The sequence below is a fragment of the Saccharopolyspora sp. NPDC003752 genome, assembly GCF_053605825.1.
In genome coordinates this window covers 168,046-194,717 of record NZ_JBSGJZ010000017.1, presented here as the reverse complement: position 1 = coordinate 194,717, position 26,672 = coordinate 168,046, and the positions used below count along the sequence as shown (strand labels likewise).

The 26,672-nt window shown below is 70.8% G+C and carries 28 protein-coding genes; 6 read left to right on the top strand and 22 right to left on the bottom strand.

The features are described 5' to 3' along the window. On the top strand, nucleotides 1-280 hold a 280-nt coding region (locus ACWEV3_RS23280; protein ID WP_452615922.1), incomplete at its 5' end, for a hypothetical protein. Between the two features lie 216 nt (nucleotides 281-496). On the opposite strand, the gene tyrS is transcribed toward ACWEV3_RS23280, so the two are convergent. The 10 genes from tyrS to argC form a co-directional block, all read right to left on the bottom strand. Further along, nucleotides 497-1,771 carry a tyrosine--tRNA ligase gene (tyrS, locus tag ACWEV3_RS23275; RefSeq protein WP_452615921.1) on the bottom strand — a complete coding sequence of 425 codons (1,275 nt, stop codon included), beginning with the start codon at nucleotides 1,769-1,771 and terminating at the stop codon, nucleotides 497-499. A 33-nt stretch (nucleotides 1,772-1,804) separates the two neighbouring features. Further along, nucleotides 1,805-2,428 carry a DNA-3-methyladenine glycosylase gene (locus ACWEV3_RS23270; RefSeq protein ID WP_452615920.1) on the bottom strand — a complete coding sequence of 208 codons (624 nt, stop codon included), beginning with the start codon at nucleotides 2,426-2,428 and terminating at the stop codon, nucleotides 1,805-1,807. A gap of 34 nt (nucleotides 2,429-2,462) precedes the next feature. Then, entirely contained in the window at nucleotides 2,463-3,884 is a 1,422-nt protein-coding gene (argH, locus tag ACWEV3_RS23265; protein WP_452615919.1) for an argininosuccinate lyase, read from the bottom strand. Further along, the gene (locus ACWEV3_RS23260) at nucleotides 3,881-4,438 is read right to left on the bottom strand and encodes an arginine repressor (protein ID WP_452615918.1); all 558 of its coding nucleotides are present in this window, start codon (nucleotides 4,436-4,438) and stop codon (nucleotides 3,881-3,883) included. The genes argH and ACWEV3_RS23260 overlap by 4 nt, the downstream gene beginning before the upstream one ends. Beyond that, nucleotides 4,435-5,361: an ornithine carbamoyltransferase gene (gene argF / locus ACWEV3_RS23255; RefSeq protein WP_358572979.1), complete on the bottom strand. Its 927-nt coding sequence runs from the start codon at nucleotides 5,359-5,361 to the stop codon at nucleotides 4,435-4,437. The genes ACWEV3_RS23260 and argF overlap by 4 nt, the downstream gene beginning before the upstream one ends. Next, nucleotides 5,361-6,551 (bottom strand): acetylornithine transaminase, encoded by a 1,191-nt coding sequence (locus tag ACWEV3_RS23250; RefSeq protein WP_452615917.1) that lies wholly within the window; start codon nucleotides 6,549-6,551, stop codon nucleotides 5,361-5,363. The genes argF and ACWEV3_RS23250 overlap by 1 nt, the downstream gene beginning before the upstream one ends. A 79-nt stretch (nucleotides 6,552-6,630) precedes the next feature. After that, the gene (argB, locus tag ACWEV3_RS23245) at nucleotides 6,631-7,545 is read right to left on the bottom strand and encodes an acetylglutamate kinase (protein WP_452615916.1); all 915 of its coding nucleotides are present in this window, start codon (nucleotides 7,543-7,545) and stop codon (nucleotides 6,631-6,633) included. Continuing rightward, complete coding sequence (gene argJ, locus ACWEV3_RS23240) at nucleotides 7,542-8,702, bottom strand: bifunctional glutamate N-acetyltransferase/amino-acid acetyltransferase ArgJ (RefSeq protein ID WP_452615915.1); 1,161 nt, start codon at nucleotides 8,700-8,702, stop codon at nucleotides 7,542-7,544. Before argJ ends, argB begins: the two co-directional genes overlap by 4 nt. Further along, nucleotides 8,699-9,103, bottom strand: a complete 405-nt coding sequence (locus ACWEV3_RS23235) for an ACT domain-containing protein (RefSeq protein ID WP_452615914.1) — start codon at nucleotides 9,101-9,103, stop codon at nucleotides 8,699-8,701. The genes argJ and ACWEV3_RS23235 overlap by 4 nt, the downstream gene beginning before the upstream one ends. Next, nucleotides 9,100-10,128 (bottom strand): N-acetyl-gamma-glutamyl-phosphate reductase, encoded by a 1,029-nt coding sequence (argC, locus tag ACWEV3_RS23230; protein ID WP_452615913.1) that lies wholly within the window; start codon nucleotides 10,126-10,128, stop codon nucleotides 9,100-9,102. Before argC ends, ACWEV3_RS23235 begins: the two co-directional genes overlap by 4 nt. A 346-nt stretch (nucleotides 10,129-10,474) precedes the next feature. On the opposite strand from argC, the gene ACWEV3_RS23225 reads away from it, so the two are divergent. Further along, nucleotides 10,475-11,068, top strand: a complete 594-nt coding sequence (locus tag ACWEV3_RS23225) for a GNAT family N-acetyltransferase (protein WP_452615912.1) — start codon at nucleotides 10,475-10,477, stop codon at nucleotides 11,066-11,068. Between the two features lie 283 nt (nucleotides 11,069-11,351). Here the strand turns inward: ACWEV3_RS23225 and ACWEV3_RS23220 are convergent, their stop codons facing one another. The 9 genes from ACWEV3_RS23220 to infC all read right to left on the bottom strand — a co-directional run bounded on the left by ACWEV3_RS23220 (nucleotide 11,352) and on the right by infC (nucleotide 20,485). Beyond that, nucleotides 11,352-11,498 (bottom strand): hypothetical protein, encoded by a 147-nt coding sequence (locus ACWEV3_RS23220; RefSeq protein WP_358307600.1) that lies wholly within the window; start codon nucleotides 11,496-11,498, stop codon nucleotides 11,352-11,354. Continuing rightward, a complete protein-coding gene (locus tag ACWEV3_RS23215) occupies nucleotides 11,495-12,748 on the bottom strand; it encodes an NAD(P)/FAD-dependent oxidoreductase (RefSeq protein WP_452615911.1) in 1,254 nt (417 codons plus the stop codon). Before ACWEV3_RS23215 ends, ACWEV3_RS23220 begins: the two co-directional genes overlap by 4 nt. Before the next feature lie 102 nt (nucleotides 12,749-12,850). Continuing rightward, on the bottom strand, nucleotides 12,851-14,368 hold the full coding sequence (locus ACWEV3_RS23210) for a PucR family transcriptional regulator (RefSeq protein ID WP_452615910.1): 1,518 nt from the start codon (nucleotides 14,366-14,368) through the stop codon (nucleotides 12,851-12,853). Nucleotides 14,369-14,446: 78 nt separating this feature from the next. After that, nucleotides 14,447-16,939, bottom strand: coding sequence for a phenylalanine--tRNA ligase subunit beta (gene pheT / locus ACWEV3_RS23205; RefSeq protein WP_452615909.1), 2,493 nt, complete (start codon nucleotides 16,937-16,939; stop codon nucleotides 14,447-14,449). A gap of 45 nt (nucleotides 16,940-16,984) precedes the next feature. Further along, on the bottom strand, nucleotides 16,985-18,046 hold the full coding sequence (pheS, locus tag ACWEV3_RS23200) for a phenylalanine--tRNA ligase subunit alpha (RefSeq protein ID WP_358572951.1): 1,062 nt from the start codon (nucleotides 18,044-18,046) through the stop codon (nucleotides 16,985-16,987). Between the two features lie 249 nt (nucleotides 18,047-18,295). Then, entirely contained in the window at nucleotides 18,296-19,144 is an 849-nt protein-coding gene (locus ACWEV3_RS23195) for a TrmH family RNA methyltransferase (RefSeq protein ID WP_452615933.1), read from the bottom strand. After that, the gene (gene rplT / locus ACWEV3_RS23190; protein WP_093266845.1) at nucleotides 19,144-19,512 is read right to left on the bottom strand and encodes a 50S ribosomal protein L20; all 369 of its coding nucleotides are present in this window, start codon (nucleotides 19,510-19,512) and stop codon (nucleotides 19,144-19,146) included. The genes ACWEV3_RS23195 and rplT overlap by 1 nt, the downstream gene beginning before the upstream one ends. A 101-nt stretch (nucleotides 19,513-19,613) precedes the next feature. Beyond that, nucleotides 19,614-19,808, bottom strand: a complete 195-nt coding sequence (gene rpmI, locus ACWEV3_RS23185; protein ID WP_010313612.1) for a 50S ribosomal protein L35 — start codon at nucleotides 19,806-19,808, stop codon at nucleotides 19,614-19,616. An 83-nt stretch (nucleotides 19,809-19,891) separates the two neighbouring features. Next, complete coding sequence (infC, locus tag ACWEV3_RS23180) at nucleotides 19,892-20,485, bottom strand: translation initiation factor IF-3 (protein WP_093266843.1); 594 nt, start codon at nucleotides 20,483-20,485, stop codon at nucleotides 19,892-19,894. Nucleotides 20,486-20,780: 295 nt separating this feature from the next. On the opposite strand from infC, the gene ACWEV3_RS23175 reads away from it, so the two are divergent. Beyond that, nucleotides 20,781-21,110, top strand: coding sequence for a DUF1844 domain-containing protein (locus ACWEV3_RS23175; RefSeq protein ID WP_218157370.1), 330 nt, complete (start codon nucleotides 20,781-20,783; stop codon nucleotides 21,108-21,110). 2 nt (nucleotides 21,111-21,112) lie between these two features. On the opposite strand, the gene ACWEV3_RS23170 is transcribed toward ACWEV3_RS23175, so the two are convergent. Then, nucleotides 21,113-21,877, bottom strand: a complete 765-nt coding sequence (locus ACWEV3_RS23170; protein ID WP_452615908.1) for a DUF2182 domain-containing protein — start codon at nucleotides 21,875-21,877, stop codon at nucleotides 21,113-21,115. Continuing rightward, nucleotides 21,874-22,533 (bottom strand): DUF1326 domain-containing protein, encoded by a 660-nt coding sequence (locus ACWEV3_RS23165; RefSeq protein ID WP_452615907.1) that lies wholly within the window; start codon nucleotides 22,531-22,533, stop codon nucleotides 21,874-21,876. Before ACWEV3_RS23165 ends, ACWEV3_RS23170 begins: the two co-directional genes overlap by 4 nt. 257 nt (nucleotides 22,534-22,790) lie before the next feature. Between ACWEV3_RS23165 and ACWEV3_RS23160 the strand changes: the two genes are divergently transcribed. Together ACWEV3_RS23160 and ACWEV3_RS23155 are read left to right on the top strand one after the other, a co-directional pair. Continuing rightward, a complete protein-coding gene (locus ACWEV3_RS23160) occupies nucleotides 22,791-23,099 on the top strand; it encodes a hypothetical protein (protein ID WP_452615906.1) in 309 nt (102 codons plus the stop codon). 63 nt (nucleotides 23,100-23,162) lie between these two features. Continuing rightward, on the top strand, nucleotides 23,163-24,371 hold the full coding sequence (locus ACWEV3_RS23155) for an RNA-guided endonuclease InsQ/TnpB family protein (protein WP_452615932.1): 1,209 nt from the start codon (nucleotides 23,163-23,165) through the stop codon (nucleotides 24,369-24,371). 449 nt (nucleotides 24,372-24,820) lie between these two features. On the opposite strand, the gene ACWEV3_RS23150 is transcribed toward ACWEV3_RS23155, so the two are convergent. Continuing rightward, on the bottom strand, nucleotides 24,821-25,915 hold the full coding sequence (locus tag ACWEV3_RS23150; protein ID WP_452615905.1) for a calcium:proton antiporter: 1,095 nt from the start codon (nucleotides 25,913-25,915) through the stop codon (nucleotides 24,821-24,823). Between the two features lie 93 nt (nucleotides 25,916-26,008). Between ACWEV3_RS23150 and ACWEV3_RS23145 the strand changes: the two genes are divergently transcribed. Then, nucleotides 26,009-26,647 (top strand): LysE family translocator, encoded by a 639-nt coding sequence (locus ACWEV3_RS23145; protein ID WP_452615904.1) that lies wholly within the window; start codon nucleotides 26,009-26,011, stop codon nucleotides 26,645-26,647. Nucleotides 26,648-26,672: the final 25 nt, after the last annotated feature.

The window sequence follows — 26,672 nt, the reverse complement described above, 5'->3', positions numbered from 1 at the left end:
CACTAACCAAAACAGTCCGCTGTTGAGTTCTCAAAGAACACACCCACACCATCACCCAACCCCTAAACCAGGGATCGAAGCTCCGGGGAGCATTTTCTTTCTCGCTTTTGCTGTCGACCAGAGTAGCAGACCCTTTTTTCGGCTTTCCCGGGGGGTCACCCCCACCGGATCGCCGTATTTCGGCTCGCTATTCCGCCCGGCCGCAGCCAAGCACTTTTTCATCAAAGATCTGGTCGGAAACCGCAACCTCGTCGCACGGACAGCCAAGTCCGCTCGCTGAATTTCGATTTCCTGATCGGGACGCCCACTCTACCACCCTGAGGAAGGAGCTTGGTTCGCGACCCCGCGTCAGTGCCCGGTCCGTTTTTCATCGGCCCGTTCCGCGCTGACCTGAAACAATTTACGCGTCGTTCAGCGCCGAGTCAAATCGGCTCGAATCAGCACCGGCGGAGCCCGAACATGCAGCTCAGCGCCCCTTTCCGGTGCTGATTCCAGGCTAGTGCACGACCCGAACGCCCGCAGTGTGACGCTTGCCACGGCGGATTACCAGCCAGCGGCCGTGCAGCAGGTCGTCCTTGCTCGGCGACCACTCCTCATCGGCGATCTTGCCGTTGTTGACGTACGCGCCGCCCTCCTTGATGGTGCGTCGCGCCGCGCCCTTCCCGGTGGCGAGACCGGTTTCGACGAGCAGGTCCACGATCGTCGGGGCGTCGGCGAGCCGGGCTTCCGCCGTCGGCACCGCCGCCATCGCCGCGTCCAGGGTCGCCTCGTCGAGCTCGGCGATCTCGCCCTTGCCGAACAGCGCCTGGCTGGCCGCGACGACCTTGCGGGTCTGATCCGCGCCGTGCACCAGCGTGGTCAGCTCCTCGGCGAGCTTGCGCTGGCCGGCCCGCAGCTGGGGCCGCTCCACCGTGCTCCGCTCCAGCTCGTCGATCTCCTCGCGGTCGAGGAAGGTGAACAGCCGCAGGTACTTCGCGACGTCGGCGTCGGCCGCGTTGACGAAGTACTGGTACCAGGCGTACGGCGTGGTCATCGCCGGATCCAGCCAGACGTTGCCGCCGCCGGTGGACTTGCCGAACTTGCGGCCCTCCGAGTCGGTGACCAGCGGCAGGGTCAGCGCGTGCGCGGCGGCCGACTCCTGCTTCCGGACCAGGTCGACACCGGCGATGATGTTGCCCCACTGGTCCGAGCCGCCGAGCTGGAGCCGGGTGCCGTACTTCCGGTACAGCTGCACGAAGTCGTTGGCCTGCAACAACATGTAGCTGAACTCGGTGTAGGACATGCCGTCGGTTTCCAGCCGCCGCTTGACGGTCTCCCGCGCCAGCATCGTGTTCACCGAGAAGTGCTTCCCGATGTCCCGCAGGAACGCCGTGACCGGCAGGTCCGCGGTCCAGTGCGCGTTGTTCTCCATGATCGCGCCGGTCGGCGAGTCGTCGAAGTCGACGAACGCGGACAGCTGGGCGCGGATCTTGTCGGTCCACTCCAGCACGGTGTTCTCGTCGTGCAGGTTGCGCTCGCCGACGTCGCGCGGATCGCCGATCAGACCCGTGGCGCCGCCGGCCAGGACCACCGGCCGGTGCCCGGCCTGCTGGAAGCGGCGCAGCGTCAGGATCGGGATCAGGTGCCCGGCGTGCAGGCTGGGGCCGGTCGGGTCGAAACCGGCATAGAGCGTGAGCGGCCCCTGGTCGAGTTCCCGTCGCAGCGAGTCGAGGTCGGTGGATTGCGCGATCAGGCCGCGCCAGGTCAGCTCGTCAAGGATGTTCTCACTCACGCGTCCAAGTCTCGCTCATGCGAGCAACCGGGTTTACGTCCGGGCCTGGATGCGGCGGCGGCCGCCGCGCCGGTACGAGCTGACCGCCGACGAGCCGTCCACCCAGGTCCGCCAGGGCAGGTCCATCGCCGCGGCGACGCCGACCCGGGGTCCGCTGCGGATGTCGTCCTCGCCGACCGGGGTGCCGTTGTACAGCCGGATGGGTGACTCCGGGTCGGTGAGGTCGACGCCGTTGTGCTCACGGGTGATGCCGAGGACCCCGGCCAGCCGGGCGGGCCCGCTGGCGAGCTGGGTGTCCTTGCGGACCGCCGGGCGGCGGGAGCGGGCGAGCTCGGCGCCCGTGATGATCTCCCCGGCGCGCAGCAGAACCGCGCCGGGGACACCGTCGGTCAGGCACACGACGTTGATGCAGAAGTGCATCCCGTACACGAAGTACACGTACAGGTGACCGGCCGGACCGAACATCACGGCGTTGCGCTCGGTCCGCCCGCGGTAGCAGTGCGACGCGGGGTCGTCCAGGCCGCGGTAGGCCTCCACCTCGACCAGGCGCACGCCGACCTCGCCCTGCGGCCCGGTCGACCGCAGCTCGCAGCCGAGCAGGCGGCGGGCCACCCACAGTGGATCGAGGGCAAGTTCGTCGCGCGTCACCTGACTCACAGGCAAGACACTACCGGTCGTGCCCAAACCGTGATCACTTAGACAGCCACTCGCGATGTTGCCGCACGTTGTCGACGACGCGTTCGCGCTGCTCGGCCACCCGGTTCGGGGCGGTGCCGCCGTGCGCGTCGCGCGAGGCGATGGAGCCCTCGACGGTCAGCACCTCGCGCACCTGCGGGGTGAGCGCGGGGTTGGCCGCGGCGAGTTCCTCGTCGGTCAGGTCCTCCAGCCCGACGCCGCGGGCCTCGGCGGTGCGCACGCACTCCCCCGACGCCTCGTGCGCGACCCGGAACGGGACGCCCTGGCGCACCAGCCACTCCGCGATGTCGGTGGCGAGGGTGAAGCCGGCGGGCGCCAGCTCGGCGAGCCGCCCGGTGTGGAAGGTCAGGGTGCCGAGCATGCCCGCCATCGCGGGCAGCAGCAGCTCCAGCTGCTCGACGGAGTCGAAGACCGGCTCCTTGTCCTCCTGCAGGTCCCGGTTGTAGGCCAGCGGCTGGGCCTTCAGCGTGGCCAGCAGGCCGCCGAGGTTGCCGATGAGCCGCCCGGACTTGCCTCGGGCCAGCTCGGCGACGTCCGGGTTCTTCTTCTGCGGCATGATCGAGCTGCCGGTCGCCCAGGCGTCGTCGAGCGTCACGTAGCCGAATTCGGCGGTGTTCCAGATGATCACCTCTTCGGCGATGCGCGAGAGGTTCACGCCGAGCATCGCGAGGCAGAACGCCGCCTCGGCGGCGAAGTCGCGCGAGGCGGTGCCGTCGATGGAGTTGTCGACGGCGCCGGCGAAGCCGAGCTCGGCAGCGACGGCCTGCGGGTCGAGCCCGAGCGAGGAGCCCGCCAGAGCGCCCGAGCCGTACGGCGAGTACGCGGTGCGGGCGTCCCAGTCGCGGAAGCGCTGGACGTCGCGCAGCAGCGCCTGGCAGTGCGCGAGGAGGTGGTGCGCCAGCAGCACCGGCTGCGCGTGCTGCAGATGGGTGCGGCCGGGCAGCACCGCGTCGGGGTGCTCGGCGGCCTGGGCGACGAGGGCGTCGACGATGTCGAGGACGCCCGCGACGACGCGGCGGTTGGCGTCGCGCAGCCACATCCGGAACAGCGTGGCAACCTGGTCGTTGCGGGAGCGCCCGGCGCGCAGCTTGCCGCCGAGTTCCGGCCCGACGCGTTCCAGCAGGCCGCGTTCGAGGGCGGTGTGCACGTCCTCGTCGTCGATCACCGGCGTGAAGGTGCCCGCCTCGACGTCCGCGGCCAGGACGTCCAGGCCCGCGAGCATCCGCTCGAGTTCGTCGGCGGTGAGCAGCCCGGCGCGGTGCAGCACGCGGGCGTGGGCGCGTGACCCGGCGATGTCGTAGGGCGCCAGTCGCCAGTCGAAGTGGGTCGACAGGCTCAGCGCGGCCATCGCTTCGGCCGGGCCGGAGGCGAACCGGCCGCCCCAGAGCTTGGTCGGCTCGCTGCCTTGCTGCGTCACGGTGTTCCCCCGGTCTGGTGTGGGTCGTCGTCATCCATTGTGGACCGCGGCGTTTCGGCGTCCGATTCGGATTGCCCTTCGCGGGCGGCCATGTCGGTGAACCGGGCGGCCAGCTGGTGCCCGGTGAGGGGCTCGCGGGCGACGATCATCACCGTGTCGTCGCCCGCGATGGAGCCCACCACCTCCGGCAGCGCCGCTCGGTCTATGGCGCTGGCCAGGAACTGCGCCGCGCCGGGCGGGGTGCGCAGGACGGTCAGGTTGCCCGCGCCGTCGGCGCCGACGAGCAGCTCGCCGAGCAGCCGGCTCAGCCGCGACGTGCCGCCCTGCACGCCGCGGACCGGGCTGCCGTCCTCGGGGATGACGTAGACCGCCGCCCCGCCGTCGGCACCCCGCAGCTTGACCGCGCCGAGTTCGTCGAGGTCCCGCGACAGCGTCGCCTGGGTGACCTCGATGCCGTCGCCCGCGAGCAGCTTCGCCAGCTCGGTCTGGCTGCGGATGCCCATCGACGCGACCAGTTCGATGATGCGGGCCTGCCGCGCGACGCGGGTCGTCATGGCTGTCGCACCAGCCACGCCAGCAGCGCCTTCTGCGCGTGCAGGCGGTTCTCGGCTTCGTCGAACACCGCGCTGGCCGGGCCGTCGATCACCTCGTCGGTGATCTCCATGCCGCGGTGCGCGGGCAGGCAGTGCAGCACGCTGGTGTCGGTCTTGCCGGTGGCGGCCAGCAGTTCGGCGTTGACCTGGAACGGCCGGAACGGGCTGACCCGGTCCTTGCCGTCGTTCTCCTGGCCCATCGACGTCCAGGAGTCGGTGACCAGCACGTCCGCGCCTTCGACCGCGCCGTTCGGGGTGTTGAACAGCTCGACGGAGCCGCCGGTCTCGGCGGCGCGCTTCCGGGCCGCGTCCAGCACCCAGTCCAGCGGGCGGAAGCCCGCCGGCGCGCCGATGCGGACGTGCATGCCCGCGGTGACGCCGCCGACCATCAGCGAGTGCGCCATGTTGTTGGCGCCGTCGCCGAGGTAGGTCAGGGTGAGGCCGGCGAGCTTGCCGTGCCGTTCCCGGACGGTCTGCAGGTCGGCGAGCACCTGGCAGGGGTGGAACTCGTCGGTGAGCGCGTTGATCACCGGCACCCGGGACACCGAGGCCATCGCGTCGATGCGGGCCTGCGCGAAGGTCCGCCACACCACGGCGTGGACGTAGCGGGACAGCACCCGGGAGGTGTCCTCGATGGTCTCCTCGCGGCCGAGCTGCATCATCCGGCCGTCCACGACGATCGGCTGGCCGCCGAGCTGGGCGATGCCGACCTCGAAGGACAGCCGGGTGCGGGTGGAGTTCTTCTCGAAGAGCACCGCGATCGACTTGGGCCCGGCCAGCGCGTCGGAGCCGTGCGGGTCGGCCTTGAACTGGTCTGCGAGGTCGAGGACCTCGGCCTGCTCGGCGGGCGTGAGGTCGTCGTCGCGGAGGAAGTGCCGGGGCATCAGTGGTTCTCCTTGGCAGCGTCGAGCAGCGCGGGCAGGGCGGCGAGCAGCCGCCGCACCTGGTCGGGCCGCACGATCAGCGGTGGGGCCAGCCGGATCGCGCCGGGCTGGATGGGGTTGATCAGGAATCCGGCGTCCTGCGCGGCGGCGGCGATCTTGGCCGACACCGGTTCGGTGAGGCCGATGCCGATGAGCAGGCCCGCGCCGCGCACCTCGCCGATCAGCGGGTGGTCGAGCTGCTGCAGGCCGGTGACCAGTTCCTTGCCGACCTGTTCGACGTGTTCGAGCAGCCCGTCGGCGGCGATGGTGTCCAGCACCGCCCGCGCGGCGGCGCAGACCACCGGGTTGCCGCCGAAGGTGGTGCCGTGCTGGCCGGGGTGCAGCAGGTCGCCGGCCGCGCCGATGCCGATGCAGGCGCCGATCGGCAGGCCGCCGCCGAGGCCCTTGGCCAGGGTGATCACGTCGGGCACGACACCGGCGCGCTGGAAGGCGAACCACGAGCCGGTGCGGCCGATGCCGGTCTGCACCTCGTCGAGGACCAGCAGCGCGCCGTTGCGGGTGGCGATCTCCCGGGCCGCCTGGAGGTACCCCTCGGGCGGCACGATCACGCCGTTCTCGCCCTGGATCGGCTCCAGGAACACCGCCGCGGTGTTGTCGTCCACTTCGGACTCCAGCGCGGCCACGTCGCCGTAGGGCACGTGCACCACGCCGGGCGGCATCGGTTCGAAGGGCTGCTGCTTGGCGGGCTGGCCGGTGAGCGCGAGGGCGCCCATGGTGCGGCCGTGGAAGCCGCCGTGCGCGGCGACCAGCTTGGCGCGGCCGGTCAGCCGCGCGATCTTGAACGCGGCCTCGTTGGCCTCGGCGCCGGAGTTGCAGAACAGCACCCGGCCCTGGCCGGCCGCGCCAGCGAGGTCCAGCAGCCGTTCGGCGAGCTTGAGGCCCCGCTCGTGCACGTAGAGGTTGGAGACGTGGCCGAGCTTGCCGATCTGCTCGGAGACGGCCTGCACCACGGCGGGGTGCGCGTGGCCGAGCGCGTTGACCGCGATGCCGCTGAGGAAGTCCACGTAGGTCTTGCCGTCGGCGTCGGTCACCTCGGCGCCCGAACCGCTGACGAGGGTCAGCTTCGGGGTGCCGTAGTTGTCCATCATGGACGCTTGCCAGCGCTGCGCTCCCGCGGCGTTGGTGGTCATGAGTTCTCGCCTTCCTCGGTGTTTTTCGGGACACCCGCACCCGGTCGGACCGCATGAGCAGAAGGGAAGCGGGTGTTGCTCATGCGCCCTCCTCCACGTGCGCCGGCAGTACCATCGTGCCGACTCCGGCGCTGGTGAACACCTCTAGCAGGACCGAGTGCGCGAGGCGGCCGTCGATGACGTGCGCCCGCGGCACCCCGCCGCGCACCGCGCGCAGGCAGGCCTCCATCTTCGGGACCATGCCGCTGGACAGGCTCGGCAGCAGTTCCGCCAGTTGGTCGGCGTCCAGGCGCGACACGAGCGAGCCGCGGTCCGGCCAGTTGGTGTAGAGGCCTTCGACGTCGGTGAGCACCACGAGCTTCTCGGCGCCCAGCGCGACCGCCAGGGCCCCGGCGGCGGTGTCGGCGTTGACGTTGTGGACCACGCCGTCGGCGTCGGGGGCGACGGTCGAGACGACGGGGATGCGGCCGGCCTTGATCAGGTCGAGCACCGCGTCGGCGTTGACCGACACCACGTCGCCGACGAGGCCGACGTCCACGGCTTCGCCGTCGACCGTCGCGGTGCGGCGCTCCGCGGTGAACAGCCGGGCGTCCTCGCCGGACATGCCGACCGCGTACGGCCCGTGCTGGTTGATCAGCCCGACCAGTTCGCGCCCGACCTGGCCGACCAGCACCATGCGCACCACGTCCATGGTCTCCGGGGAGGTCACCCGCAGGCCGCCGCGGAACTCGCCTTCCATGCCGAGCCGGTCGAGCATCGCGGTGATCTGCGGGCCGCCGCCGTGCACCACCACCGGGTGCAGTCCGGCGAGCCGCAGGAACACCATGTCGTGCGCGAAGGCGCGCTTGAGCTCGTCGTCGATCATCGCGTTGCCGCCGTACTTGATCACGACGGTCGCGCCGTGGAAGCGCTGCAGCCACGGGAGGGCTTCGACGAGGACGCTGGCCTTCTCGGCCGCGGTGGCCAGCCGGTCGCCGGCTTCTTGCTGGGTCATGACGAGTACGCGCTGTTCTCTTCGACGTAAGCGTGGGACAGGTCGGTGGTCAGGATGGTCGCCGCGTGCTCGCCGAGGTGCAGGTCCACGACGATCTCGATGGCGCGCCCGGACAGGTCGGCCTCGCTGCGGTCGCGGGCCTTGGTGCCGTTCGCGTAGAGCGTGACGCCGTTGGTGGCGATCTCCAGCTTGGCCACGTCGATCTCGGCGTCGACCCGGCCGAGCGCCATCGCGATCCGGCCCCAGTTCGGGTCCGAGCCGAACATCGCGGTCTTGACCAGGTTGTCCTCGGCGATGGTGCGCCCGATGGCGACCGCGTCGGCCTCGCTGACCGCGCCGCGCACGGTGATGTCGATGGTCTTGGTGACGCCTTCGGCGTCGTCCTGCAGCTGGCGGACCAGGTCCGTGCAGACGGTGGTGAGCAGCTCGGTGAAGTCCTCTTTGGACGGTTCGACGCCGGAGGCGCCGGAGGCCAGGACGAGGACGGTGTCGTTGGTGGAGGTGCCGCCGTCGACGTCGAGCCGGTCGAAGGTGACCCCGGTGACCGCGCGCAGCGCCTCGTCCAGGTCGTCGCCTGCGATCACCGCGTCGGTGGTGATGACGCTGAGCATGGTGGCCAGGTTCGGCGCGAGCATCCCGGCGCCCTTGGCGAAACCGCCGACAGACCAGCCCGCGTCGTGCTTCCCGAAGGCCTGCTTCGGCTTGCTGTCGGTGGTGAGCACCGCGGTGGCCGCGTCGAGCCCGGCCTGGTCGGTGGCGTCCAGCGCCTTCGCCGCGGTGTCCACACCGGACAGCAACGCGTCCATCGGCAGCCGCTCGCCGATCAAGCCGGTGGAGCACACCGCGATCTCGATGGCGCCGACGCCGAGCACCTCGGCGACCTTCTCGGCGGTGGCGTGGGTGTCCTGGAAGCCCTCCGGGCCGGTGCAGGCGTTGGCGCAGCCGGAGTTGAGCACCACCGCGCGGAGCTTGCGCTCCGTCAGCACCTGCTGCGACCAGAGCACCGGCGCTGCCTTGACCTTGTTGGTGGTGAACACCCCGGCCGCGGCCTGTCGCGGCCCGTCGTTGACGACCAGCGCGACATCGCGCGCGCCCGCGGCCTTGATCCCGGCGGCGATCCCCGCCGCCCGGAAACCGGCAGGTCCGGTCACGCTCATTGGCTCTCCTCGATATCCACGGTGTGCCCAGCGGAGGTCAGCACCTCGGCGGCCCGCACGGCCGCGTCGGCCGGGACCAGGATCCAGTCGGTGTCGAATGTGGACAGGGTGAAGACGCTGATCTCGGCCTCGGCCAGCGGCGCCAGCAGAGCCGCGAGCACGCCGGTCAGCGCGAAGTCCAGCGGGCCGTCGATCTCCAGCGCCCGGAACGGCCCCTCCACCCGGACGTCCGGGCCGGACTCGGCGGCCAGCGAGTACGGGAAGATGATGGTGCGGCCCGCGCCGGTGGTCAGGCTGCCGTGGATCGGCGCGGTGCCGCCGGTCAGCGCCAGGCTGACGTGCACCGGGACCAGGCCGACGGCCAGCTGCTCGGCGTGCAGCCGGAGCTTCAGGCTGCTCATGGCGCCACCCCGACCAGCGGCAGTCCGGTGGTCTCCGGCAGCCCCACCGCGAGGTTCATGCACTGCACGGCGCCGCCGGCGGTGCCCTTGGTGAGGTTGTCCTCGGCGCCGACGATGATCAACCGCCCGGCGTCCGGATCGACCGCCAGCTGCAGGTGCACGGTGTTCGCGCCGAGCGTCGCGGAGGTCTGCGGCCAGTGGCCTTCAGGCAGCACGTGCACGAACGGCTCGTCGCCGTAGGCGTCGAGGTAGGCCTTGCGCGCCGCGTCCGCGTCGACGCCCTCGCGCAGCGGGGCGGAACAGGTAGCGAGGATGCCGCGCGACATCGGCGCGAGGACCGGCGTGAACGACACCTTCACCGGCTCCCCGGCCACGGCGCTGAGGTTCTGGATCAGCTCCGGCGTGTGCCGGTGCGCGCCGCCCACGCCGTAGACGCTGGCGGAGCCCATCACCTCGGCGGAGAGCAGGTGCGGCTTGAGCGCGCGGCCGGCACCGGAGGTGCCGGTGACCGCGACGACGACGGCGTCCGGCTCGACGAGCCTGGCGGCGAGCGCGGGGACGAGCGCCAGCGAGGACACCGTCGGGAAGCAGCCGGGGACGGCGACGCGGCGGGAGCCGCGGAGCCGGTCGCGGGCGCCGGGGAGCTCGGGGATGCCGTAGGGCCAGGTGCCGGGGTGTTCGCCGCCGTACCAGCGGGCCCAGTCGGTGGGGTCGTTGAGCCGGTGGTCGGCGCCGCAGTCGATGACGATCGCGTCGTCGCCGAGTTCGGCCGCGATGGCCGCGGAGTGGCCGTGCGGGAGGGCGAGGAAGACGACGTCGTGGCCGGCGAGCTCGGCGGCCGTGGTGTCGGCGAGGATGCGGTCCGCCAGCGGCAGCAGGTTCGGGTGGTGCTGCCCGAGCCTGGTCCCGGCGTTGCCGCCCGCGGTCAACGCGCCGATCTCCACCTCGGGGTGCGACAGCAGCAGGCGGAGCAGTTCCCCGCCCGCGTAGCCGCTAGCCCCGGCAACTGCCACTCGAACCGTCATGCGGATGATTATGCACTCCCATGCAACATTAATCAAACGAGCGTTCGGCTCCGCGGCGAACGCCACATTCACCCAGCTAGACGAGGCGAACGGGCCGTTCACCCCAATCCTCCCACCGCCCGGCGCCCGCAGGGCTCGTGAGTGGTTCGAGTCGCCATAGCAGCCCAAAGCGAGCCGCGGGAGCCCGCCGGCTCCGGCAAAGGCGGGACAAGCTGATCATCCTGGGCGGCCCCGCGCTGATCCGTCATCTCCCGAAGCCGTCCCAGAAGTCGCACCGGTGCGCGGCTAGCAGCCGGGGCACCCCCGCTTCGCCTTCGGCGCGGCTCTCCGGGCATCATCGTTGCCGATGACGATGACCCCACCCCGCCCCGGCACGGGTGCCCGCCGTTCGACGTCGATCGCGACGTCGGGCCCGGTCGGGCAGCGGGTGCGGTTGCGGCGCGTCGAGCCGGCCGACCGGCGCGCGCTGATGCGGTTCGACCGGGAATCGTCCGACACCCACTACCCGAAGTTCGACGGCTACCGGCACTGGGGAGCGCACCGGGCGCACCACGCCGACTCCGGCGACGACATCCAGCTGGCCATCGAGACGCTGCTGGACCGGACGCTGGTCGGCTCCTTGTCCGCCAGCCAGGCCGAGCCCGGTTCCGGCCGGTTCGGCTACGGCATCGGGATCGGCCCGCAGCACCGCCGCCGCGGCTACGCCGACGACGCGATCACCGCGCTGCTCGCGTTCATGTTCGGGCGGCTGCGCTACCGCAAGTGCGAGGTCGGGATCTACGACGGCAACGCCGCTTCCCTCGCGCTGCACGGCAAACTCGGCTTCCGTGAGGAAGGCCGCCTGCGCGACCCGGAATTCCTGTGCGGCGGAGCCCAGTGCCTCGTGCTGATGGGCATCACCGCCACCGAGTTCGCCGCCCGCAACCTCGCTCCCCGATGACCGGTGGCGCCGACTCCGACAGGTCCGTGCCGAAATGGTCCTGCTTTACCCGGTAGTTGGAGCCCCGGCGTTCCTGCTCGCCATCGCCGTCAGGTCGTGCCCCGGCTCGGCCGAGGTCGCGACCAGCAGCGGAAGCCCACCTGACAGTTCGAGCACGCAGGAACGGGGCGAGTTCCTCGACTGGCGACAGCAGCAACCGGACATCGGCCTGGCTACCGAACTTCCGCGCGAAGTAGCCCCGGCACTGCTCCATCCACGCCTGGAGCCACTCGTACCGCGTGCGTCAACTGGGTTCGGCTCGGCTGCGCCGCTCCAGGGCGTATTCCGTGGCGATGCGCAGGAGCATCTCCTTCTCCACTCGCAGCAGCTGGTTCTCGCGGCGGAGGCGGTCGAGTTCCGCTCGTTCCGCCGTCGTCAGGTCCGTGCTCATCGCAGCGGGTCGAACGGCCGCAGGAGCACCGGGCGCTTTCCGGTGGTGATCTGCTCCGCCAGCAGGCGCCCGGTGAGCGGGCCCAGGGTCAGGCCCCACATGCCGTGGCCTCCCGCGACGTAGGTGCCGGGCATCTTCGTCGAGCCGATCAGCGGCAGGCCGTCCGGCGTCACCGGGCGGCCGCCGACCCACTCGTCGCGGCGTTCGTTCCAGGCGACGCCCTTCAGCAGCGGGCGCGCTGAGCGCACGATCGCTTCGATGCGGGCGCGGTCCAGCGGATCGTCCGCCGGGCGGAATTCCATCGTCCCCGCCACCCGGAGGCCGCCCTGGTACGGCGTGCACGCCACGCGCGCCGCGGGCAGGTAGATCGGGCCCGGCACGGGCTGCTCGGTCGGCACCGTGAACGAGTAGCCGCGGCCGGCCCGCACCGCGGTGCGGACGCCCAGCGGCTTCGCCAGCCGGCTCAGCCACGCGCCCGTGGCCAGCACGACCGCCTCGGCCGACACCCGCTCGTCCTGCTCCGACTTGACGGTGACCTGACCGGAGCCGCGCAGCACCTCGCGCACCCGGAATCCGGTGCGCAGCTTGCCGCCGCGCTCCACCACCGACTTCGCCAGGCTCCGGGTGAACTCGCCGGGGTCCACGAAGCGCTGCCCCTCCACCCGCAGCACCGCCGCGATGCGCGACGACAGCTGCGGCACACCGACGTCCGAAGTGGACAGTTCGCGGACCTCGACGTCCTGACCGCAGCGGCGGATCTGCTCGAACTCGTGCCGCAGCTCGGCGACCTGCTCGGGCTTCTCGAACGCCGCCGTGATCGGCGCGGGCACCGTCGGCGCGGACACGCCGCCCGCGGTCAGCGCATCGAAGGCGTCCAGGCACTCGGCGTTCATCGGGACGAACGCGCGCATCGACCGCTGCCAGGCCCAGGGCGTGCACCGCCGGGCGAAACCGGTGAGGAAGGACCACAGCCCGGGATCCACCGAGGCCGGCACGTACAGCGGCGCGTCCCGGTCGAACAGCGACCGCAACCCGTAGCGCAGCACGCTCGGCTCCGGCAGCGGGATCGAGAACCCCGGCGAGAGGTAACCGGCGTTGCCCCAGGACGCACCGGCCGCGACGTCCTCGCGGTCGAGCACCGTGACCTCGACGCCGTGCTCCTGCAAGAACCAAGCGGTCGACAAGCCGACCACACCCGCGCCGATCACCACGGCCCGGCGCGGAACCCCGTCGATCCCGTCCTCGCGCATGCTTCCTCCTCGAAACGTCCTGAGGTGGAGCCTGCCCCGGCGGCGGCGCCGCGCCAGTGTCGGAATCGCACAAATCGCGGCGTCCCGATTGGCCGGAACCGACTACACGGCGAGCGCGATGATCATCGCCAGCCTGGCGTCGGGGTCGTCCAGGTCCAGCGGCGTCAGCTCGGCCATCTTCCGCATCCGGTACCGGACGGTGTTGGGGTGGACCTCCAGCCGTGCCGCCGCGGCCCCCAGGTCGCCCTGGCATTCCAGCCACGCCCGCAACGTCTCGACGTAGCTCGTGCCGTGCTCCCGGTCGTGGCGGCGGAGCTCGACGACGGGGCCTCGATCCGGCACCCGCCCGGTCGACGCGACGTGCCGCAGCCGCCGCAGCAGGATCTCGTGCCACGCTTCGTCGTAGACCACGGCCGCGACCCGGTCCGCCCGCGTCGCGTGGATCGCCAGGCTCTCGTCCGCTTCTTGCCTGCTGTCCACCAGCTGCGCGGGCTCGGCCGGGCCGCCCACCCCGACGAGCACCGTCGCCTCGCCGGCGAGTTCCCGGACCAGCGCCCGCGCCCACTCGCACGCCGGCTCGGCGTCCTCGTGCGGCAGGATCGTGTAGACGGTGTTGGCGAACAGCGCGCTGCGCCCGGGCCGCGACCAGCCGAAACCGGTCGTCGCCCGCTCGAAGGCGAGCAGCGGCGCGGCCTCCGGCGCGCCACCGGTGTGCACCTGCACCGCCACCACGCGGTACCTCGTGCTGCGCAGGCCGAGGCGGCTCAACGCCGCGGCGGGGTCCTCGTGCCCCTCCAGCAGCCCGGTGACCAGATCGGATTCGACCTGCCGCTCCAGATCCGCGCTGGCCCGGGCGCGGAGCAGGTGCAGCGCCGCGGTGCGCGCGCCGCTGACCAGCGCGGCCTGGTGCGCGGCCGTGAGCGCGTGCTCCGTCACCACCCAGATCGAGCCCAGCAGCTCCTTGCCCGCGCGGACCGCCACGACCGCCCGGCCGTGCAGGGATTCCGGCCCCAGCGGCGCCACGAAGATCGGTTCGTCGGAGGTTTCCAGGTGCCGGAACACGCCGCGCTCGGTCAGCTCCCGACGGATCTCCGCGGGCACCCGCCGCCCCAGGATCGTGGCCAGCCGAGCCCGGTCGGCGCTGTGCTGCCGGCTGGAGTACGCGAGCACGCCGGAGCGGTGGTCCTCGATCGTCACCGGGCCGCCGACCGAGTCCGCGAGCGCGTCGGCCAGCGCGAACAGGTCCGTCGGGCCCCGGCCCGCCTCGGTCTCGCGGCCCTCCAGCACCAGCCCGTAGATCACGGCCGCCAGCTGCCCCCACGACACGGCCGGATCGACGAGAACCACCGTCACGTGCCGGTCGCGGGCCGCCGCGAGCGCCCGCTCGCCGAGTTCGGTGCAGCGCAGCACGACCACTTCGGCGCGGGTGCTCGCGAGCAGATCCGCCGCGCCGTCGGCGTCGACGCCGACGGCCAGCAGGACGTCCTCACCGCCTGGGGCAGGATCGGCCGGGTCGTGCAACGCCACCGACCGCAGCTCCGTCGACCTGGATCGCGGGGCGTTGCCCAGCCGGGCCCCGAGGCCGCCGAGGACGTTGATCAACCGGTCCAGCTTGACCACGGCCGCTCCTCGGATGACGAGGCCGCAATTTCCATTGAAATCGAATCTTCGATTTCAATGGAAATTGCGGCTGAGAGGTCAGGCGCGGAGGCTGGCGCCGAGGCGCTCGGTGGCGGCTCGCACCGCCGCGTCGCGGGCCTCGGTGGCCTCCTCCTGCTTGAGCGTCCGGTCCGAGGCGCGGAAGCGCAACGCCAGGGCCAGCGACTTCTTGCCCTCGTCGAGCTGCTCACCGGCGTAGACGTCGAACAGCCGCACGTCCTCCAGCAGCTCGCCGCCGCCGGCGCGGACCGCGTCGATCACGTCGGCCCCGGCCACGCCCTCGTCCACCACGAGGGCGATGTCCATCAGCACGGGCGGGTACGCCGAGATCTGCGGTGCCGGACGGCGGTCGGTCAGCGGCAGGGCGTCCAGGTCGAGCTCCATCGCGCAGGTCCGCTTCGGCAGGCCCAGCGCCTCCACGACCTTCGGGTGCAGCTCGCCCGCGTGGCCGACGACGACGTCACCGGCCTTCAGCTGCGCGCACCGGCCCGGGTGCCACGGCGCGAGCTCGTCCGCGCTCACCGTCAGCTCCACACCGGCGGCTTCGGCGACGACGCGCGCGGCCTGCACCGCGTCCGCCCAGTTCGCCTCGCGGCCCTTGCCCCACCAGCCGGCTTGCTCGCGGTTGCCGCCCAGCATCACGGCGACGTGCTTCGGCTGCGCCGGCAGCGACGCGTGCAGCGCGGCGATCTCCTCGTCGCTGGGCCGCGACGCGACGCCGACCGAAGGCACCGCTGGCTGGTTCTCCGCGGGCTGCACGACCTGTCCGATGTGGAACAGCGCGAGATCGCGCTGGCCGCGGGAAACGTTGCGCTGCAAGGTTTCCGCCAGCCCGGTCAGCAGCGTCGTGGTCAGCAGCGAACGGTCGCTCTCCAACGCGTTGAGCACCGTCATGGTGCGCCGCCGCGGGTCGTCCTCGGCGAGGCCGAAGTCGTCCAGCGTCGCCTTCCCGACGAACGGGAACGGCAGGACCTCGACGTAGCCCTCACCTGCCAGCGCACGGGAGACCGCGCGCTCGCGGCGCTGCTCCGCGGTGAGCCCGCGCCCGGCCGGCGCGGCGGGCAGCACCGAGGGGATCGTGTGGTACCCCTCCAGGCGCAGCACCTCCTCGACCAGGTCGTAGGGCTGCTTCAGGTCCGGCCGCCACGTCGGCGGGGTCGCGGTGACCACGCCGACGCCCTCGTCGGAGGTGCCGACCTCGATGCGGCAGCCGATCTGGCTCAGCCGCCGGGCGGTCACGCCGCGGTCGTAGTACACCCCGGCGATCTTGTCCGGCAGCGCCAGCGGCATGGTCACCGGCTCGGGCTGCTTCGGCTCGCCGACGTCGGTGCGGCCCGGCGCGATGGTGCCGTCGCCGTAGCGGACCAGCAGCTGCGCGGCCAGCTCGGTGGCCACCGCGGCGATCGCCGGGTCCACCGTCCGCTCGAAGCGCTTGCCCGCCTCGCTGGGCAGCTTGTGCCTGCGGATGGTGCGGGCGATGCTGGCCGGATCCCAGTTCGCCGCCTCCAGCAGCACGTCGTGCGTGTTGTGGCCGATCTCGGTGGACTCGCCGCCCATCACGCCGGCCAGCGACACCGGGCCGCTGTCGTCGCAGATCACGATGTCGTCCGGGTCCAGCTCGCGGCTCAGACCGTCCAGGGTGGTCAGCTTCTCGCCCTGCTCGGCGCGGCGCACCACCAGCGCACCGGTCACCTTCGTGGTGTCGAAGGCGTGCAGCGGCTGGCCGAGCTCCAGCATCACGTAGTTGGTGACGTCCACGGCCAGCGAGATGGACCGCATCCCGGCCAGCGCCAGGCGGCGGCGGAGCCACCACGGGCTCGGCGCGGTCGGGTCGACGCCGGTGACGCGGCGCAGCACGAACCGCGAGCAGGCGCTCGGGTCGCGCAGCTCCACCTCGCGCGAGGGCCGGTCGTCGGCCGGGACCGGGCGGGTGCCCGGGTCGCCGAACGGCACGTCGAGCGCGTTGGACAGCTCGCGGGCCAGGCCGCGCACCGAGAAGCAGTAGCCGCGGTCCGGGGTGATGGCCAGCTCGATGATCGAGTCGTCCAGGCCCACCAGCTCGACCGCGTCGTCGCCGGGGTCGGCCGAACCGGGCGGCAGCACCAGGATGCCGTCGTGGTCCTCGCCGATGCCCAGCTCCTTGGCCGAGCAGATCATGCCCTCGCTGACCTTGCCGTAGGTCTTGCGGGCGGTGATCTCGAAGTCGCCGGGCAGCACCGCACCGGGCAGCGCGACCACGACCAGGTCGCCCTCCTGGAAGTTGCGGGCACCGCAGATGACGCCCTGCACCTGCTGCTCGCCGGAGTCGTCCGCGCCGACCTCGACCTGGCAGAACCGGATCGGCTTCTTGAACTCGGTGAGTTCCTCGATCGCGGCGACGCGACCGGCCACGAGCGGCCCGCGCACCTGCGTCAGGTGGACGACCTCTTCGACCTCCAACCCGATCCGGATGAACGCTTCGGCCAGCGTCTCCGCGGTCGTCTCCTCGGGCAGCTCAAGGTGCTCGGCCAGCCAGGAAACCGGAATCCGCACTTGGTCAGGCCTTTCTCTCGTTCAGGTGGGTGGTGTCGGTGGGCATCAGATGCCGAACGGCTGGGTGAACCGGACGTCGCCCTCGACGATGTCGCGCATGTCCGGGATGCCGTTGCGGAACTGCAGCGTGCGCTCCAGCCCCATGCCGAACGCGAAGCCGGTGTAGACGTCGGGGTCGACGCCGCAGGCGCGCAGCACGTTCGGGTTGACCATGCCGCAGCCGCCCCACTCGACCCAGCCGGCGCCGCCCTTCTTCTCCGGGAACCACACGTCCATCTCCGCCGACGGCTCGGTGAACGGGAAGAACGACGGCCGCAACCGGGTCTTGGAGTCCGGGCCGAACATCGCCCGGGCGAACGCGTCCAAGGTGCCCTTGAGGTGCGCCATCGTCAGGCCCTTGTCCACCGCCAGGCCCTCGACCTGCGAGAACACCGGAGTGTGGGTGGTGTCCAGTTCGTCGGTGCGGAAGGTGCGGCCGGGGCACACCACGTACACCGGCAGGTCCCGCTCCAGCAGCGAGCGGATCTGCGACGGCGAGGTGTGGGTGCGCAGCACCAGCCCGGAGTTCTCCGGACCGACGTAGAAGGTGTCCTGCATGGTGCGGGCCGGGTGGTCCTTGCCGAAGTTCAACGCGTCGAAGTTGAACCACTCGGTCTCCAGCTCGGGACCCTCGGCGACCTCCCAGCCCATCGCCACGAAGGTGTCCTCGACCTGCTCGGCGAGCTGCGTGATCGGGTGCCGCGCGCCGGCCGGGACGCGGTCCCAGGGCAGCGTGACGTCGACCGTCTCCTCGCGCAGCACGCGCTCGTCGCGCTCGGCCTGCAGGGCGGCGCGGCGCTCGTCGAATGCGCCCTGGATCGCCTCGCGGGCCTGGTTGACGCGCTTGCCGGCCTCCGAGCGCGCCTTCGGCGGCAGTGCGCCGATCTCCCGGCGCGCGGTCAGCAGCGGCGAACGGTCCCCGAGGTGCGCGGGCTTGACGGCCGCCAGCGCATCGAGGTCGGTGGTCGCGGCGAAGGCTTTGCTGGCCTCGACCACCGCGCGGTCCAGCGTCTCCGGCGACAGCGCGGCGACCTCTTTCGGGTCGTACGGGTCGTTGGCTCCAGACATCGTTAGTGCGTGACTCCCGTTGATCCGACAGGCATCAGTGCCCGATTCCCGGACCGGTGGCCCGGGGGCGGCGAACCTGCTCGTTGGCATACGACTCAAGCCGCAACCTGACCCCTGGATTCTATGCGACGGCCCCAACCGCTTTTCGCGGAGATCCGGTGCCGACACGCGGTCCCGGACCCGGCCGGTTCGCGATTTCACGCGAAATCGTCAACTTCCCCGAAGCGCGGACGGGGAAATCGCCGGGCTTCACCGGTGCTGGGCGCGGGCTGAGGCGTAGAGGCAGACCGCCGCGGCGGTGGCCAGGTTCAGGCTTTCGGCGCGCCCGTACAGGGGCACCCGCAGCGTGGTGTCCAGCTCGGACTTCACCTCGTCCGGCAGGCCGTGGGCCTCGCTGCCGAACACCCACGCCGTGGGCTCGGCGAGCTCGCCGTCGCGGTCGGCCGCGTCCAGATCGCCCGCGGCGTAGCCGTCGGCACCGACCAGCCGGAGCCCGGCCGCGCGGCAGGCGGCGAGCACGGCGGAGACGTCGCGGTCCCGCGCGACCGGCAGGTGGAAGAGGCTGCCGGTGGACGCTCGCACCGCCTTGCCGTTGTAGGCGTCGACGGTGTCACCGGCGAACAGCACCGCACCGGCACCGGCCGCGTCCGCGACCCGGACCACCGTGCCGGCGTTGCCCGGGTCTGCCACGCCGACCAGCACCGCGACCAGGTTCGGGCGTTCGGCGAGCGCGTCGGACAGCGCGGTGTCCGGCAGGTCGCAGACCGCGATCAGGCCCTGCGGGGTCACGGTCTCCGACAGCGACGCGGCGGCGCGCTCGGTGACCAGGTGCACCGGCACCGACTCGGCGCGCGCCCGGTCGAGGAACTCGGCGTGCCGGGACTGCTCGGTGGCGAAGACGTCGCGCACCCGCAGCACCCCGGCGGCGTGCGCGGTCAGCGCCTCGCCGACCGCCTGGGCACCTTCCGCGAGGAACGCGCCGGCCTTCTCCCGGCCGGCGCGGCGGGTGAGCTTGCGAGCGACCGCGACCCGGGTCGAGCGCTCCGTCAGCGGAGTCGTCGTCCCGGGTCGCGGTGCAGCGGAGGGGCCTTCGGTGATCAGGCCGCACTCTCCGGCAGGTTCTTGCGCGCGACCTCGACCAGCGCGGCGAACGCCTGCGGGTCGTTGACCGCGAGCTCGGCCAGGATCTTCCGGTCGACCTCGACCTCGGCGGCCTTCAGGCCCTGCACGAACCGGTTGTAGCTCAGGCCGTGCTGCCGGGTCGCGGCGTTGATGCGGGTGATCCACAGCTTCCGGAAGTCACCCTTGCGGGCCCGCCGGTCGCGGTAGGCGTAGGTCATCGAGTGGAGCATCTGCTCCTTGGCCTTGCGGTACAGCCGCGAGCGCTGACCGCGGTAACCACGGGCCGACTCGAGAATGGTGCGGCGCTTCTTCTGGGCGTTGACTGCCCGCTTGACGCGTGCCACGGGGTCCGTCCTGTTATCTCATCGGGGGCGGCGGGGAACCGCCCGTGCGGGGTGCTGGAACTGCGTTGCTGACCTGCTGCCCGGGAGCAGCGGGTCGGGGTTCAGCGACCCAGCAGTCGGTTGATGCGCTTGACGTCGGCCTTGGCCACCGCTTCGGTGCCCTCGAGCCGGCGGGTGACACGGCTGGACTTCTTCTCCAGGATGTGCCGACGACCGGCCTGCTCGCGCCGCAGCTTGCCCGTGCCGGTCACCTTGAAGCGCTTCGAGGTGCCCTTGTGGGTCTTGTTCTTCGGCATCTTCTCGTCCTCGTTTCGTACTGATGCCGGGCGGGGGCGCGGACTGCGTCCCGGCCCGGCGTCACATCACGAGCCCTGCGGACTTAAGCGTTCGCCTTGGGCTTGGTCTTGTTCGTCTTGTGCGGCGCGAGAACCATGATCATGTTTCGGCCGTCCTGCTTCGGGTTGGCCTCGATGAATCCGAGTTCGGAAACGTCGTCGGCCAGTCGCTGCAGCAGGCGGAAGCCCAACTCGGGACGCGACTGCTCACGACCACGGAACATGATCGTCACCTTGACCTTGTGACCCTGGTTGAGGAAGCGGGTCACGTGGCCCTTCTTCGTCTCGTAGTCGTGCGGGTCGATCTTCGGCCGGAGCTTCTGCTCCTTGATGACGGTCTGCTGCTGGTTGCGACGCGATTCGCGAGCCTTCTGCGCGCTCTCGTACTTGAACTTGCCGTAGTCCATGAGCTTGCAGACCGGCGGGCGCGCCTGCGGGGCGACCTCGACAAGGTCCAGATCCGCTTCCTGGGCAAGCCGGAGCGCGTCCTCGATGCGGACGATCCCGACCTGTTCACCGTTGGGTCCGACCAAGCGGACCTCCGGAACCCGGATGCGGTCGTTGATGCGCGTCTCGGAGCTGATGGGCCCTCCTCGGTTCGATGGCTTAGTAACTGCACCGCGGCGCGTAGAGCTCACCCCGGAATGCAGAGGTCCCGCCGACTGCCGCTTCCGCGGGCCGCGGGACCCTGACTCCAAACCGATCGAACCGGTACCGCAATACCGTTCGTGCCACCGATGGCTCGCGCCATCGACAGGACCGGAACCCGGAAGCCTGTGGCGGCTACTCGGGTGGGAGCGGGACTCCACTTTGCCGCCCCCGCCTACGCGGGGGCTGGTCGTGCGTGTCAGGGTAGCAGGCGTGACCGAACCGCAGCCAACCCCGCCCCCGAACGCGTCCGACCTGCCAGGTGAGCCGGTACCCGACGCGGACATGGAACTCAACGTCCGCGAGCTCGCCGATGTTCCCAGCGTCGAGGTGATCAGCCGGGCTGCGGTCATGCTGATGTCCGCGGCCGCGGAGAAGCTCGGGCTGGCCGCCGAGGACCCGGACACCGCGGCGGAGCGCGACCTGGACGAGGCGCGCCGGCTGATCACCGCGCTGGCCGGGCTGGTCACCGCCTCCGTCGAATACCTGGGGCCGCACGCGGGCCCGGTCCGCGACGGGCTGCAGACGCTGCAGCGCGCGTTCCGCGAGGCGTCCACCCACCCGGACGCCCCGGGGCAGGGCCCGGGCGAGAAGTACACCGGCCCGGTGTACTGAGCTCACCGGACGAGCAGGAAGACGCCGAGGCCGATCGCGGCCACGCCCAGCGCGAAGCCGATGGCCTCGCCGCGCGGGGCCGCTTTCTCCAGCGCGATCAACGCGGCCAGGACTGCCATCCACACGAGGTTCATGGCGCCCGCGGCGAGCAGCACGACGGTCAGCGCCCAGCAGCAGCCCAAGCAGTACCCGCCGTGGTGCATGCCCACCCACAGCGCGCCCGCGCGGCTGCGCAGGGCGGTGTCGCCGTGGCGCACCAGCAGGGCCAGCGGCGAGCGACAGCGGGCCAGGCACCAGCGCTTCAGCGGCGTGAACTGGTACGCGCCCGCGCAGATGAGCACGACCGCGCCGACCCGCACCGACACCTCCTCGCCCCGCATCGCGATCGCGTCGAACCCCCGCAGGACGGCGTAGGCGGGCACCCCGGTGGCGCTCCAGACGACCAGGTAGCCCGCCATCAGGGCGGCGACGGTGCCGCGGCGGGCGCGGCGCGCCGCGGCCAGCCGGCGCACGCCGATGGTGAACGGCGTGCTGGCGGGCAGCATCATCGCCGCCATCATCGCCGGCCAGATCACGAGGAACAGCGGCATGGCGGACATCGCCGGCGCGCCGGCGAGGATTCCGGCGCTCATGTCGGGCATCGCCGCGAGGCCGGTGATCAGCCAGGCCGTCCCGGCGAGCGCGAGCAGTGCGGCCGCCAGCGCGAGCTCCGCGCGCGACCAGGTGCGCGGGGCCGGGATGCCGCGCCGGGCGGCGGCGCGGGTCATGCCGCGTCCGGTCCCGTCCAGTCGAACGGGATGAGCTTGCTGGAATTGCCCACGCGCTCCCAGCTGAAGCCGTACGCGTCGGCCCGGTCGGACGTCGCCCTCCCCCAGGTCGCCGGCGGCTGACCGGGACCGACCTCCGCGCCGGGCAGGTTGTGCACCTGGACGCGGGCGCCTTCGGCGCTGGTGGGGCCGGTGAGCGCGGCGACGGAGGCCTCCGCGCAGCCGGGGATCCGCACCCACCAAGAAGACAGGTCGGCGGCGATGGCGACCTCGATCGGGCTCGTCTCCGCGGCCACGATCTCCGGTCCGAACAGCTCGCCGAACTGCTGCGGCCAGCCGCCGGCCCGCCCGGTGAAGATCGTCCGGAGCGCGGCGTACTGCGCCTCGCCGGCGCGTTCGTCGAAGAACACCGCGGCGCGGGCGTCGTGGTGCTCGCGGGTCCAGATGTTGCCGGTGAAGGACGCGAGCATCGCGACGTTGAGGCCGCCGAGATCCAGGTCGCCGTAGTTGCCGGCGCGGATGTGCCACAGGAGGACGCCGTCGCAATCGCCGTAGGTCGGCGGCTGGGCGAACGAGCAGGGGCACGGGATCGCGCACTTGCAGGCGTCGAACCAGACGCCCGCCAGGTGCCATTGCGCAACTCCGGGCGCGTTCATGTCGATCCCCCGAGGCGCATCGGTGGTGGTCCGCCGCCAGCATCCGTGATCCGCATCCCCATCGGCACGGCCGAAAGACCCGCGCGGCGGCACGTGTTGCACGCAGCGCAATGCACAGTGGACCGCATTGCATTTCGCGCAATGCACAGTGGACGGTAAATACCCGAAATCCTTGCACTGCCGCAAGATCTTGACCATTGACCGCCGCTGACTTAGCGTTTGTTCGCTCCACACAACAAAAGACTCCAGGGGTGAACGTGGCCGATCCGGTCGAGTTACTCGCGAACCTCGTTCGCATTCCAAGCATCAATCCGCGAGAGCGCGCTGAACCGGCCGAAACCGAGCTCGCCGAGAACATCGCCCAGTGGGCGTCCGAACGCGGAATGCAGGCGCACACCGAAGAAGTCCTCGACGGGCGACGGAACGTGATCGTCACGCTACCCGGCGACGACGACCGCCCGCTGCTGCTCGAATCCCATTTGGACACCGTCGAAACCGACGGCATGACGATCGACCCGTTCGACCCGGTGGTACGAGACGGCCGGCGTCATCACTCGCTTGCGTGAAGTCCCATGCCTGCCCCGAGGAATCGATCAACTTTGTCGGTGCCCTCACTTACGGTGATCTTCATGCAGGCGAACTGCGCACGGAAGTACCGCATGTACCCAGACGACACTCAGTCGGAACGGCTGACATCGTGGGCACACTCCTGTCGTGCCGTCTGGAATTATGCCTTGGCGCAGCGAATCTGGGCGTACAAGTCCGCCCAGCGGGTCACCCTCCGCGCCGTGGAGCAGTGTGCAGAGCTGACCGAAGCCCGCAAGGAAAGCGAGTGGCTACGAGACTTGCCAGCGCAGACCGCCCAGCAGATATTGCGGCAGCTAGATGGCGCCTACGACAATTTCTGGAACCTGACCAATCCTGCAGGTTTTCCCCGGTTCAAGAAGAAGCGTCACTCGCAATCGATACCGTTCACCGGCCAGAAGCTTCACGTGAGGAAGGTTTCACGCCGGAAGGCACTGGTCCGGCTCCCCAAGATCGGCTGGATCCCGTTTGTCTTGTCTCGTCCGATCGACGGCGTCGTGCGCAACGCCATGGTCAGCCGTGACACCCTCGGCTGGCACATCTCCTTCGGGATTCATCTGCCTGAACCAGCGGAGCAGCCGGTCAACGACGGACCTCCGGTAGGGATAGATCTAGGAGTTACGTGCTCGGCGTTCGTATCGGACGAGGATCATGCACGCCAGCGACCGGACACCCTCACCGAGAACGAGATGCAGCGACTGCGGAGACTCGAACAACGCAAGTCCCGCCAAATAAGATTCGCGAAGAAGCACAATGGGGGCAAGTACAGCAATCGACTACGCAGAACCATACGCCAGATCGCAGCCTTGAAGGCTCGACAGACGCGTAGGCGCACGGACTGGAATCACAAGCTCACCACTGATCTGGCCAAAAACCACGGCCTAGTCGCTATTGAGGACTTGCCGGTTCGCAGAATGGTCCGCTCAGCCAGGGGAACGGTTGAACAACCTGGTCACTACGTCAAGCAGAAGGCCGGGCTGAATCGCGCCATCGCCGATCAAGGCTGGTACGAGATCCGACGCCAACTCGACTACAAGACCAGGCGCTACGGATCTAGCTTGGAGGTGATCCCAGCACGCGGCTCATCCCAGACGTGCGCAAAGTGTGGGATCAGAGACCCGAAATCCCGAAAAGGATGTAGCCGCACCTTTGCATGCGTCCACTGCGGACATTTTGCGCACGCTGATAGGAATGCGGCTCTGATCATCCTTGATCGAGCATTGAGCACCGCCGGACGGAAACCTGCCGCGTAACAGCCGCAGGAGGCGGGGCCTGCTATGTGCGGTCGTGGCAGGCCACAGAGCACGCGCAGTCCCCACGGGGCAAGGGGCCAAACGTGGTGCCCGGATGCGTGAACCAGCCTTACCGGTCACCGCAATACGACCGGAGGAATCACCTGACTTGAAGGTGAGGACGTCAAGCGTGGATCCTGTGGACCACCACCACCCACCACCAAGAACAACAACAGTTCGTGTCCTGACTGCTGAAGTACGTCACAAGAGCGGAGCATCAACCCGGGCGATCTTCGCGCCGCTGGTGACCGGCTACCTCGCCGACTCGGCGTGGGGCTGGGGCGGGGTGTTCGTGGTGGCGGGCGCGATCACCATCATCGGGCCGGTCCTCCTGCTGTTCGCCGGCCGCCGCTGACCGGACGACGAGCGAAGGGCACCTCCCGCGCGCGGGAGGTGCCCTTCGCTCGTCGCTACGGGTTGATGGCCAGGAAGAGGAACGCCGCCAGCAGCGCCAGGTGGACGCAGCCCTGGAGCCGGGTGGCGCGGCCCGGGACGACCGTGAGGACGCTGACGATGACGGTCAGGGTGAACAGCACCAGCTGGGTTCCGCCCAGGCCGAGGTGCAGCGGTCCGTCCAGCCAGATCGTGGCGAGCGCGATCACCGGGATGGTCAGGCCGATGCTGGCGATCGCCGAGCCGTAGCCGAGGTTGAGGCTGATCTGCATCCGCCGGCGGCGGGCGGCGCGCACCGCCGCGATCGTCTCCGGCAGCAGCACCAGCATCGCGATCACCACGCCGACGAAGGACTGCGGGAAGCCGATCGCGTCGACCGCGGCTTCGATCGCCGGGGATTCCAGCTTCGACAGCCCGACGACGGCGACCAGCGCGATCAGCAGCAGCACGATGCTCACCGCGGTCTGGCGGCCGGTCGGCGGCGGCGCGTGGTCGTCCTCCGGAGCGACGGTGCCCTCGTCGGTGACCGGCAGGAAGAAGTCGCGGTGCCGGACGGTCTGGGTGAACACGAAGGTCGCGTACAGCACGATCGACGCGACCGCGGCGAAGATCAGCTGCGACGACGAGTACTCCGGCCCCGGCACCGTGGTGGTGAAGGTCGGGAAAACCAGGCTCAGCGCGCCCAACGTCGCCACCGTCGCCAGCTCCGCGCCGGTGCCTTCGGCGTTGAAGCTCGTCACGCCGTAGCGCAGGGCGCCCACCAGCAGGGACAGCCCGACGATGCCGTTGGTGGTGATCATGATCGCGGCGAAGATCGTGTCCCGGGCCAGCGTCACGGTCTCCGGCCCGCCGGAGACCATCAGCGTGACGATCAGCCCGACCTCGATGACCGTGACGGCGACCGCCAGGACCAGCGAGCCGAACGGTTCGCCCACCTTGTGCGCGATGACCTCGGCGTGGTGCACGGCGGTGAGCACGGCGCCCGCGAGCAGGACCGCGAGGACGATCACCAGGCCTATGCCGAGTCCTTTGCCGGGCCAGGCGATGGCCAGCGCGACGATCGCGAGCACCGGTACCAGCACGTTCCAGGACAACATCGAACGCAGCGACATGTGTCCACAGTAGACCCGACCCCGCTCGGAACGGTGGAACTCGCTGGCGTCCGGCGCGGCGGCTTGCCAGGCTGTCCTAGGAGGTGTGTCGCAATGATTTCCGTCGATCGGTTGCTGGTGTTCGCGGCGATGTCCTTGGTGATCATCGCGGTACCGGGGCCGAGCGTGTTGTTCGTCGTCGGCCGGGCCTTGGCGCACGGCAGGCGCACCGCGCTGACCAGCGTCGTCGGCAACGCCATCGGGTGCTACCTGGTCGCCATCGCGGTCGCGCTCGGCGTCGGTGCGGTGGTGGCGCAGTCGATCGCGGTGTTCACCGCGATCAAGGTCGCGGGCGCGGTGTACCTGGTCTACCTGGGCATCAAGGCGCTGCGCAGCAGTCGCCCGCTGGCGGCGCAGCTGCCCGAGCAGGCGCCGGCCTTCGGCGGCCTGCGAACGCTGCGGGAGGGCGTGGTGGTGGGGGTGGCGAACCCGAAGACGTTCATCTTCTTCACGGCGGTGGTGCCGCAGTTCGTCGATCCCGCGCTGGGCCACGTCCCGGTGCAGATGCTGCTGCTCGCCCTGATCCCGATCGGCATCGCGCTGGTCTCGGACAGCGCCTGGGGCCTGTTCGCGGCCACGGCCCGCAATTGGCTCGCCAGCGCCCCGCGCCGCCTGGCGGTGGTCCAGAAGGCGGGCGGCTTCGCCATGATCGGCCTCGGTCTCTCCGTCGCCGTCACCGGCCGCAAGGAATGAGCGAAGGGCGCCTCCTGCCTGGAGA

Coding starts and splice junctions, on each gene's coding strand:
- pheS (WP_358572951.1), bottom strand. CDS start 18,046: ATGTCTGGAGCCAACGACCCGTACGACCCGAAAGAGGTCGCCGCGCTG.
- argB (WP_452615916.1), bottom strand. CDS start 7,545: ATGACCCAGCAAGAAGCCGGCGACCGGCTGGCCACCGCGGCCGAGAAG.
- argC (WP_452615913.1), bottom strand. CDS start 10,128: ATGACGGTTCGAGTGGCAGTTGCCGGGGCTAGCGGCTACGCGGGCGGG.
- ACWEV3_RS23235 (WP_452615914.1), bottom strand. CDS start 9,103: ATGAGCAGCCTGAAGCTCCGGCTGCACGCCGAGCAGCTGGCCGTCGGC.
- ACWEV3_RS23175 (WP_218157370.1), top strand. CDS start 20,781: ATGGAACTCAACGTCCGCGAGCTCGCCGATGTTCCCAGCGTCGAGGTG.
- ACWEV3_RS23250 (WP_452615917.1), bottom strand. CDS start 6,551: ATGACCACCAACGCCGCGGGAGCGCAGCGCTGGCAAGCGTCCATGATG.
- ACWEV3_RS23165 (WP_452615907.1), bottom strand. CDS start 22,533: ATGAACGCGCCCGGAGTTGCGCAATGGCACCTGGCGGGCGTCTGGTTC.
- ACWEV3_RS23145 (WP_452615904.1), top strand. CDS start 26,009: ATGATTTCCGTCGATCGGTTGCTGGTGTTCGCGGCGATGTCCTTGGTG.
- ACWEV3_RS23220 (WP_358307600.1), bottom strand. CDS start 11,498: ATGAGCACGGACCTGACGACGGCGGAACGAGCGGAACTCGACCGCCTC.
- ACWEV3_RS23225 (WP_452615912.1), top strand. CDS start 10,475: ATGACGATGACCCCACCCCGCCCCGGCACGGGTGCCCGCCGTTCGACG.
- argF (WP_358572979.1), bottom strand. CDS start 5,361: ATGCCCCGGCACTTCCTCCGCGACGACGACCTCACGCCCGCCGAGCAG.
- ACWEV3_RS23215 (WP_452615911.1), bottom strand. CDS start 12,748: ATGCGCGAGGACGGGATCGACGGGGTTCCGCGCCGGGCCGTGGTGATC.
- ACWEV3_RS23170 (WP_452615908.1), bottom strand. CDS start 21,877: ATGACCCGCGCCGCCGCCCGGCGCGGCATCCCGGCCCCGCGCACCTGG.
- ACWEV3_RS23150 (WP_452615905.1), bottom strand. CDS start 25,915: ATGTCGCTGCGTTCGATGTTGTCCTGGAACGTGCTGGTACCGGTGCTC.
- ACWEV3_RS23155 (WP_452615932.1), top strand. CDS start 23,163: ATGCAGGCGAACTGCGCACGGAAGTACCGCATGTACCCAGACGACACT.
- ACWEV3_RS23260 (WP_452615918.1), bottom strand. CDS start 4,438: ATGACGACCCGCGTCGCGCGGCAGGCCCGCATCATCGAACTGGTCGCG.
- rpmI (WP_010313612.1), bottom strand. CDS start 19,808: ATGCCGAAGAACAAGACCCACAAGGGCACCTCGAAGCGCTTCAAGGTG.
- argJ (WP_452615915.1), bottom strand. CDS start 8,702: ATGAGCGTGACCGGACCTGCCGGTTTCCGGGCGGCGGGGATCGCCGCC.